The organism is Saccharomonospora iraqiensis subsp. paurometabolica YIM 90007 (assembly GCF_000231035.2).
GTDB lineage: Bacteria > Actinomycetota > Actinomycetes > Mycobacteriales > Pseudonocardiaceae > Saccharomonospora > Saccharomonospora paurometabolica.
The window spans coordinates 220539-229630 of sequence record NZ_KI912247.1 but is presented as its reverse complement, the minus strand read 5'-3'; the positions used below and the strand labels follow the sequence as shown (position 1 = coordinate 229630).

The 9092-nt window shown below is 71.3% G+C and carries 8 protein-coding genes and 1 pseudogene; 3 read left to right on the top strand and 6 right to left on the bottom strand.

Translation table 11 applies throughout. The features are described from left to right. The 6 genes and pseudogenes from SACPADRAFT_RS33020 to SACPADRAFT_RS0215355 form a co-directional block, all read right to left on the bottom strand. Positions 1-1069 (bottom strand): annotated as a pseudogene (locus SACPADRAFT_RS33020) (hypothetical protein); the annotation flags it as partial. Positions 1070-1393: 324 nt separating this feature from the next. Further along, positions 1394-2656 (bottom strand): serine--tRNA ligase, encoded by a 1263-nt coding sequence (gene serS / locus SACPADRAFT_RS0215375; RefSeq protein WP_007025279.1) that lies wholly within the window; start codon positions 2654-2656, stop codon positions 1394-1396. An 82-nt stretch (positions 2657-2738) separates the two neighbouring features. Continuing rightward, a complete protein-coding gene (locus tag SACPADRAFT_RS0215370; protein ID WP_007025278.1) occupies positions 2739-3659 on the bottom strand; it encodes a haloalkane dehalogenase in 921 nt (306 codons plus the stop codon). 195 nt (positions 3660-3854) lie between these two features. Continuing rightward, positions 3855-4301, bottom strand: a complete 447-nt coding sequence (locus SACPADRAFT_RS0215365; RefSeq protein ID WP_007025277.1) for a DUF350 domain-containing protein — start codon at positions 4299-4301, stop codon at positions 3855-3857. Positions 4302-4360: 59 nt separating this feature from the next. Next, positions 4361-5527, bottom strand: coding sequence for a glutathionylspermidine synthase family protein (locus SACPADRAFT_RS0215360; protein WP_007025276.1), 1167 nt, complete (start codon positions 5525-5527; stop codon positions 4361-4363). Beyond that, entirely contained in the window at positions 5527-6063 is a 537-nt protein-coding gene (locus SACPADRAFT_RS0215355; protein WP_007025275.1) for a hypothetical protein, read from the bottom strand. Before SACPADRAFT_RS0215355 ends, SACPADRAFT_RS0215360 begins: the two co-directional genes overlap by 1 nt. 124 nt (positions 6064-6187) lie before the next feature. On the opposite strand from SACPADRAFT_RS0215355, the gene SACPADRAFT_RS0215350 reads away from it, so the two are divergent. From SACPADRAFT_RS0215350 to SACPADRAFT_RS0215340, 3 genes are all read left to right on the top strand, one after another. After that, positions 6188-7390, top strand: a complete 1203-nt coding sequence (locus tag SACPADRAFT_RS0215350) for a septum formation family protein (RefSeq protein WP_007025274.1) — start codon at positions 6188-6190, stop codon at positions 7388-7390. A 3-nt stretch (positions 7391-7393) separates the two neighbouring features. Next, positions 7394-7744, top strand: coding sequence for a metallopeptidase family protein (locus SACPADRAFT_RS0215345; protein ID WP_007025273.1), 351 nt, complete (start codon positions 7394-7396; stop codon positions 7742-7744). A gap of 61 nt (positions 7745-7805) precedes the next feature. Beyond that, positions 7806-9092 (top strand): MFS transporter (locus tag SACPADRAFT_RS0215340; protein ID WP_007025272.1); only part of this gene is annotated, 1287 nt, incomplete at its 3' end.

The window sequence follows — 9092 nt, the reverse complement described above, 5'->3', positions numbered from 1 at the left end:
CCGCCGTGGCGGCCACCGCGAGGAACGGCGGCACCGGCGCCAGCAGGCGCCAGGTGGGCAGCCACCCCCCGCCCGCGACGATCATCGCGGCGGACAGTGCCGCGGCGAGCGCGAACAACAGCCAGATCAGTGACCGCGCGCGGGCGACGTCGGGATCCACCCGGCGCCGGTTGAGCAGCAGCGCGACGGCGGCCACGAACAGCAGCACCAACGCCTGGTGGCCGAGCGCGAACCCGGCGAAGTAGTCCCACCCCTCGGCCAACCGCCGGACGAACGACCCGCCGGAGCGCGCGGCGACGGCGTTCGGGACGGCGTCCTCGTAGAGCGTGACGCGCCAGGCCGTCCACGGCAGGAGCAGCACCAGCGCCCCCAACGCGAACGCCACCGGGGACCAGCGGCGCCCGCGCCCGCGCAGGGCCTCGACCGTGAGCCACGCCAGCAGGACCGCGGCCGGGACCAGCCCCTCGATCCGGGTCATCACCACGGCCGCGATCAGCACGCCCGCGACGACCGGACGGTCGACCACGACGGCGAGACACGCCAGCAGCAGAAGCAGGACGAACAGCGGCGTCTCCAGCCCGGAGTACCCGTAGGCACCGAGCGAGCTCACTCCGGCGGTGAGCGCGGCGGCGGCGACCCCGACGGCCGGAACCCCCGGCCCGTGCGGGCGGGCGCGCCGCACGACGCGGCTCGCGAGCAGGTGCGCGGCGAGCACGCAGCCGAGGGTGGCCAGCACGCCGAGGACCTGCCCACCGCCGACGAGGCCGTCCGGACCGACGATCCGTGCGACGAGCGCGAGCAGCACCGTCCAGAGGAAGCTCGGGTAGCCCTCGACGTACTCGCCCGGGTTGTACACCGGGCCGTGGCCCGTGGCGAGGTTGTGGGCGTAGCGGAAGGTGACGAAGGCTTCCCGCAGCAGGGTGCCGTAGAGCGACTGGTGGGCCAGGGAGAACGCGAGCGCGAGTCCGAGCGCGACGGCCCGCCACCGGCGTCGGGTGTTCAGGCGGGGCCAGCACACGACCACGAACCCGGCGAGGACGAGCCACGCCCCGACCGTGACCGCGATCACCAGTACTCCACACCCCTCACCCGTGCCGCCGACCGTCGCCGCAGCAACCTACCCGCCCACCCCCGCGAGTCGACACCCCAGACCCGCGAGTCCACGCCCCAGACCCGCGAGTCGACACCCCAATCCCGCGAGTTGACGCCCCAAGCCCGCGAGTCGACACCCCGGGCCCGCGAGTCGCGTGCTCGCGGCGACGAGCGCACGTGTCGTACCGGTCCGACCCGTCCTCACCCGCGGAATGTCGCGCCCGGTGAAAGCCGACTCGCGGGTCTTGAAGTGGCAACTCGCGGACCTGAAGGGGCGACTCGCGGGGTGGGGAGGGGCGGGTCAGCGGGGGGTGAGGTACTCGCGGTTGCCCAGGAACGGGCGGAGAGCCTCGGGGACGCGGACCGAACCGTCGGGCTGCTGGTGGTTCTCCAGGATGGCCACGATCCAGCGGGTCGTCGCGAGCGTGCCGTTCAGGGTGGCCGCGGTCTGCGTCCGGCCGTCGGCGTCGCGGTGGCGCACCGCGAGCCTGCGCGCCTGGAACGTGGTGCAGTTCGAGGTGGAGGTCAGCTCGCGGTAGGCCCGCTGGGTGGGCACCCACGCCTCGCAGTCGTACTTGCGGGCGGCGCTGGTGCCGAGGTCACCGGCCGCGGTGTCGATCACCCGGTACGGCACCTCGATCTTCGCGAGCATCTCCTCCTCCCAGGACAGCAGATTCGCGTGCTCGGCCTCGGCGTCCTCGGGACGGCTGAAGACGAACATCTCGACCTTGTCGAACTGGTGCACGCGGATGATGCCGCGGGTGTCCTTGCCGTACGAGCCCGCCTCCCGGCGGAAGCAGGACGACCACCCCGCGTACCGGCGTGGGCCGCCGGACAGGTCCAGGATCTCGTCCGAGTGGTATCCCGCGAGTGGGACCTCCGAGGTGCCCACCAGGTACAGGTCGTCCTCGGCCAGGCGGTAGACCTCGGAGTCGTGCTCGCCGAGGAAACCGGTGCCGGACATGACCTCGGGCCGCACCAGCACCGGCGGGATCATCAAAGTGAACCCCTTCTCCGTGGCCTGGGCTGCGGCCAGGTTCAGCAGCGCGAGCTGCAGCTGCGCGCCGATCCCGGTGAGGAAGTAGAACCGCGCGCCGGAGACCTTGGCCCCGCGCTCCATGTCCAGGGCGCCGAGCCCCTCGGCCAGAGCGAGGTGGTCGGCGGGTTCGAAGTCGAACTCGGCCGGCGTGCCGACGTGCTTGAGCACGGTGTAGTCGTCCTCGCCCCCGGCGGGAACCTCGGGGTGGACGACGTTCGGCACCGACCGGTGCAGCTCGTCGAACTCCGCGCCCGCCCGGTTCTGCTCGGCCTCGGCGTCCTTGACCCGGGCGGCGAGCTCCTTGCCCCGTGCCAGCAGCTCCTCGCGCTCGTCCCCGGAGGCCTTGCCGATCTGTTTGCCGAGCTGCTTCTGCTCGGCGCGGAGGTTGTCGGCCGTGGCGATGGCGGACCTGCGCTCGGCGTCGAGGGCCAGCAGTCGGTCGACCACGCCGTCGTCCTCGCCCCGGGCCCGCTGCGAGGCGCGCACGACATCGGGTTCTTCACGCAGGATCCTGAGGTCAATCACGCCCTGGGAGGGTAGTCGGCCCACTCCTCACCCGGTCGAGCCGACCGGGTTTTCGCGTCCGGGGCGCGCTCCGGGGAGCCCGTCAGGAGAGGCCGCGCACGAACTCCGCGACCACGCGACCCAGCTGCTCGCCCGCGTCCTCCTGGAGGAAGTGGCCCGCATCGGGGATCGTCGGGTGCTCGCGCCCGGCGGCGCCGGGCATCTTGCGCTGCAGGATCGGCGCCATCGCCCCGGTGATCGGGTCGTTGTCCGAGAACGCGCAGAGGAACGGCAGGTCCCGCGTCGACAGCCGTTCCCAGGCGGCCCGGTTCGCCTCGGTGGCCGGGTCGTCGGTGCTGGTGGGTACGAGCGCGGGCATCGCCCTCGGGCCCGCCTTGTAGGTCTCGTTCGGGAACGGCGCGTCGTAGGCGGCCAGTTCGGCCTCGGTCAGCTCGTGGGTGCAGCCGGACTGCACGAACCGGGACACGTCGAGTACCTGGGCGTTCTCCACCGCGTCGCGGAAGGCCCACCAGATCTTCGGCATGTCGAAGTCACCGGTGGGCAGCCCGGTGTTGGCCGCGACCACACCGGCGAAGCGTTCGGGGTTCTCGGCGACCAGCCGGAGGCCGATCAGCCCGCCCCAGTCCTGCCCGACGAGGGTGACCCCGTGCAGGTCGAGGGCGTCGAACGCGAAGGCGCGCATCCACTCGACGTGCCGAGCGTAGGTGTGGTCGGCGACGTCGGCGGGCTTGTCCGACCGGCCGAACCCGACGAGGTCGGGCGCGATGGCCCGCAACCCCGCGTCGGCCAGCACGGGGAGCAGCTTGCGGTAGAGGAACGACCAGCTCGGTTCGCCGTGCAACAGCAGAACCGGCGGACCGTCGGGTGGCCCCGCCTCGACGTAGCCCACCCGGATGATGCCGTGCGTCGGATGGTCGACGTCCGCGTACGACGGCGGGTAGTCGAAATCGGGCAGGTCCGTGAACCGGTCCTCAGGCGTTCGCAGTAACCGCACGCGCCCCACGGTAATGCACCGCGTCCACCATCTGGGCGGCCGGACACCAACCCGATATGTGACCGGGACAACGCGCCCGCGGTGTGGTCGTGAAGGCCCCCTTCCCTGCGTCACACGCAGCGAAGGACCCCCTCACTGCGGCACAGGCAGTGAGGGGGTCCTTCACGGCAACCTCCGCCGGGGACCGGCGGGCGGGCGGCGGGGTTACGAGATGGCGACGGCGACGACGAGGCCGAGGGCGACGTGGGCGGCGGCCACGACCATGCTGGCCGGGGCGAACGTCTCGCTCTCGATGGTCGAGCGGACGTCGATGCGGGTGGCCCATTCGAGCAGGCGCACCGCGAGCACCTGGGCGATGATCCCGACCAGGCCGTACACCAGCGCGGTGATCAGCCCCTCGGTCAGGTCGCTGGCCGAGGCCCAGATCGCGACCACCACGATGAACGCCATGGACACCAGCCCGGACGCGGTGACCATGACCGCGTTCGGCAGGCCCCGCCGCACCAGCTCGGACAGCTTGCCGGGGGTGGTGAGGTCGATGGCGTAGAAGCCGAGCAGCATCAGCAGCAGACCCACGATCGCGTACAGCAGGATCGCGCCGATCCCCCGGGCCAGGTCGGTACCGAAGGTCTCGGACAGGGCTACGAGCACAGGAATCTCCCAGGTCGAATCAACAGTTCAGCATGATCACGCTCCGGCGCCGTGTCCTCTCACGACTCCGGGATGCGGTGCGGCACGAACGCCGCACCGTCGTCGGTCACCAGCCCGGCGGTCTCCCGGATACCGAGGCCCGCCGCGCTGTCGCCGACGATCCAGGCGCCGAGTGTCGGCCGGTAGCCGTCGAACTCCGGCAGCGGGTCGAAGGCCTGGTAGACGTACCCTTCGGCCCCGTAGACACCGCCGGTCGCGGTCTCGTACCCCGGCGCGACGATGTCCACGTTGGAGCCCTCGCGGCCGAGCTTCGGCTTGCGCACGTACTCGGTGAGCAGGCCGGGCTGGTCGTTGAACGCGGGCAGCAGGTTGGGGTGGCCGGGATAGTTCTCCCAGAGGATGCCGAGCAAGGCCTTGTTGGACAGCAGCATCTTCCACAGCGGTTCGACCCACAGCGTCTGCGGCAACGACTCGACGGCGTGCCGGCCGAACTCCTCGTCGATCACCCACTCCCAGGGGTAGAGCTTCACGACGGTGTTCATCGGCGCCTCGGCGAGGTCGACGAACCGCGTGAGCAGCGGATCCCAGCCGATCTCCTCGATGGCGAGCCCGACGGTGTCCAGACCGGCCTCGGCCGCGGTCTCCTGGAGGTACGAGGTGGTGAGGTGGTCCTCACCGGTGGGGTCCGCGCCGGACCAGGTGAAGTGCAGTTCCTTCGAGGGCAGCTGCTCCGCGACCGTGGACCACCGCTCGACGAGCTGTTCGTGCAGCGAGTTCCACTGGTCGTCGTCCGGGTGGACGGTGGTCTTCCAGTGCCACTGCACCACCGCCGCCTCCAGCAACGAGGTGGGGGTGTCGGCGTTGTACTCCAGCAGCTTGGCCGGGCCCCGGCCGTCGTAGCGCAGGTCGAACCGGCCGTAGACGTGCGGGTCACGCCGCCGCCACGACTCGGCGATGTGCGGACCCACCCACTCGGGCAGGCCGAACTCGGCATAACGCTCGGTGAGCACGACGTGGTCGACGGCCTCCAGGCACATCGAGTGCAGCAGCTCCACATCGGCCTCGATCGAGAGGACCTCGTCCATCGGCAGGACGTAGTGCACCGACTCGTCCCAGTACGGCCGCGCCTTCCCGGAGGCGTACCGGGCGGGGGTGCCGAACACCAGCCCCTGCTCGGCGACGGTCCGCTCCCAGTCCGGGCGGGGCGTGCCGGTCTCCCGCCGCATCAGGAGCCGCCGCCCTTGCCGAAGCTGCCGCTGCTGACACCGAAGCCGCCGCGCTGCACCGTCCGCCCGGAGTTCGTCCTGATCTCCGCGTTCGACGGTCGGGAGAAGCTGCCACCCCGCACCGTGTCGCCGATGCTCCCGCTGCCGCCGTAGTTGTACCGGTACTGCCGGTAGTCGTCGCCACCCCCGGGCGAGGGGAGGAACACGATGTTGCTGCTGCTGCTGTGGTAGCCACCGTGGTTGCTGGCGTAGTCGTCGTCGCAGTAGTCGTCGTCGACGATCGTCCCGTTCTCGTCGACGCAGTGCGCGGTGACCTGCTCGGGCATGGCCACGACGTAGAAGCCCGCGATGAAGCCGACGAGCCCGACCGCCACGCCGCTGCCGATCAGCAGTTTGCGCCGCGACTCCGTCTTCTGCGCCGCCTCGGCCTGCTCGATCTCGCGCTGCTGCCGTTCGGCCTCGGCCTGCTGGCGCGCGCGTTGCTCGGCCAGGGACGGTTGTCGCGGCGCGGTGTTCTCCGCGTCCTGGAACCGCATGGAGCCGCGCGGCTGTTCCCCACCTGGTGAATTTTCGTTCTGTTCTGTCACTGAGCACTCCCGGACCGCGAGTCTGCGGATGATCACCTTAATCACTCGACGGCGACCGTGGGGCGGAAAAGGCATGATGGAGTCGATGTCCACCGAGTCCGACCGCCCGTCGTCCACCACGGCGCCGCGGGCCCGCACCCGCGCGCTGATGGCGGGCGTGCTCGTCGGGGCCCTCGTCGCGATGTCGCTGACGTGGGCTTTCTCCTGGTTCCCGGAGAGTCCGGACGAGGAACGGGAACGGGAGGCCGAGCAGCTCGCCGAGCAGATCGTCGAGAAGCGGGAGAAGGCGTTCCGCTCCCCTCCGGGCAGCTGCCTGAACTGGTCGGAACCGGACGCGAGCGACGTCGCCGAGGTGTCGTGTGACGAAGAACACCTGTTCGAGGTCGTGGGGCTCGCCGACGTCAGCGACGAGTACGGGACCACCGCGGCGCTCCCGGACGCCGAGCAGTGGCGGACCCTCACCGACGAGCGTTGCGGGGAACTGACCGAGGAATACCTGGAACAACCACTGGACCCGGAGGGCAGGCTCAGCATCGGGATGCTCCGTCCGGACGACCAGCAGTGGGAGGACGGGGACCGCACCATGCACTGCGGCCTGCAGTGGGTCGGCCCGGGCGGTGGGCTCCAGACGTTGACCGAACCCGCCGCCGAGACGGACCAGTCCTACGTCTGGGACACCGGGACCTGTCTGGGCATCGTGGACAAGAGCGTCGGCGACCCGGTGTCCTGCTCGGAGGCACACTCCTACGAGATTGTGGGCGTGGTCGACCTGCGGGACGAGTTCGAGGAGTTCCCCACGGAGGAGGACCAGCACGACTGGCTGGACCCGACCTGCTCCGGGGTCCTCGAGGACTACACCGGCGGCCGGAACGCGGCCGAGCTGGCCGAGGACGGGCTCATCCTGACCTGGGACCTGCGGTCGGAGGCGAGCTGGGACGCGGGGTCGAGCCTGGTGAACTGCAAGGTCGGTGCGGTCCTGGAGGACGACAGCGGACTCGCCCAGGTCCAGGGGAGCGTGCGGGAGGGCGCGGACGACTCCGGAGACGGGGGCGACGGCTCCGGTGACGGCTCCGGTGACGACAGCGGGGACGGCTCCGGCGAGGACTCCGGCGGGGACTCCGGAGGTGATGCCGGGGACGGCAGTGGCGACGACGGCGGCGGCGACGGCAGCGGGGAGAGCGGGGACGGCGACACCGGCGGCACGGGACAGGAGGGTTCCGGGTCCGGGCAGGATGGCACCGGAACCAACGACCCCGAGACGGCGAACGGCGGGTGAGCGATGCCGGTGCGGATGTCCGACGAGCACTTCGACAACCTGGTCGGCGACGCGCTGGACCAGCTCCCGGAGCAGTTCGCGGCCGCGATGGACAACGTCGTTGTGCTGGTCGAGGACCACAACGAGGAAGAGCCCGACCTGCTCGGGCTGTACCACGGGATCGCGCTGACCGAGCGCGGTCCCGACTACGGCGGGGTACTTCCTGACCGAATTTCCCTCTACCGGGAACCGATCCTGGCATCGTGCGAGACAGAGGAGGAGGTCGTCGAGGAAGTGTTGATCACCGTGGTCCACGAGATCGCGCACCACTTCGGCATCGACGACGCACGTCTGCACGAACTCGGATGGGGGTAGCCACGGTGCGACCACAGTCGCGGACAACCGGACCGGTGAGGATCACGTCGCGGCGCGGCCGATGCCTGCCGCGCCGGTGACGGCGACGCGGGACCGGCGGCTGACCTGGCTGCTCGGGTCCAACGCGTTCGCCAATCTCGGCGACGGCATCGCCAAGACCGCCTTCCCGCTGCTCGCCGCACTCGTGACCCGGGACCCGCTGCTCATCGGCGGGCTGTCGGCGGCCCAGTTCCTGCCGTGGCTGCTGTTCGGCCTCGCCGCGGGCACGATGCTGGACCGCGTGGACCGCCGCAAGGCGGTCGTGCTGGCCAACGCCGCCCGCGCGGCCGCGGTCGGCCTCACCGCGGCACTGGTGTACTTCGACGCCGCCACGATCTGGCTGATCTACCTCACCGCGCTGCTGGTGGGTGCCGCCGAGGTCGTCGCGGACAGCGCGGCGAACGTGCTGATCCCCTCGGTGGTCGGCCGGGACGGCCTCTCCGGTGCCAACAGCAAGCTCCAGGCCACCGAGATCGTGGGCCAGACCTTTCTCGGCGGCCCGGTGGGCAGCCTGACCTTCGCGGTGTTCCATGCGTTCCCCTTCCTGCTGAACAGCATCGCGTTCGCGCTGGGGGCCGCGCTCCTGACCGGGATGGCGGGCAGCTACCGGCCACGCGCTCGTGCCGAGTCGGGCGGGGGCGACGGAACGGATCCCGGCACCGGCGCGGCGGAGGGGGCCGACACCGCCGGGGACACGGACGGCACGGTGACCGCCACCCGCACCCGGCTGCGTGCCGACCTGGTCGAGGGGATGCGCTGGCTGCGGGGCAACCCGCTGATGCTGCGGCTGGTGACCGTGGCGGGCCTGGTCAGCCTGGTCACCGAGCTCGCCCAGGCGCAGCTCGTGCTGTACGCACTCGACGATCTGGACCTCAGCGACGCCGCGTTCGGTGTGTTCGGTTTCGTCGGGGGGCTCGGTGGGCTCGCCGGCGCCGCCGTGACCACACGGCTGCTGGACCGGATCGGGGCGCGTCCGGTCCTGGTGGGCGGGATCCTCACCGCGGCGGCGGCGTTCGTCGCCATGGGGCTGGTGAACCACCCGGTGCTTTCGGCGTCACTGTTCGGCGTGTTCGCCGCGGCTCTGGTGGCGGTGAACGTCATGCTCGCCACCACCCGGCACACCCTCGTCCCGGGGGAGCTGCTGGGCCGGGTGCTGGGCGCGTGGCGCACGGTGGTGTGGGGCGCGATCCCGGTCGGCGCGCTGCTCGGCGGCGTGCTGACGCGGGTGCTCGGCACGCCGAGCGCGACGTTCCTGGTCTCCGGTCTGGCACTGGTGGGCGTGGCCGCGGTTGCCTGGCGCACCATCCGG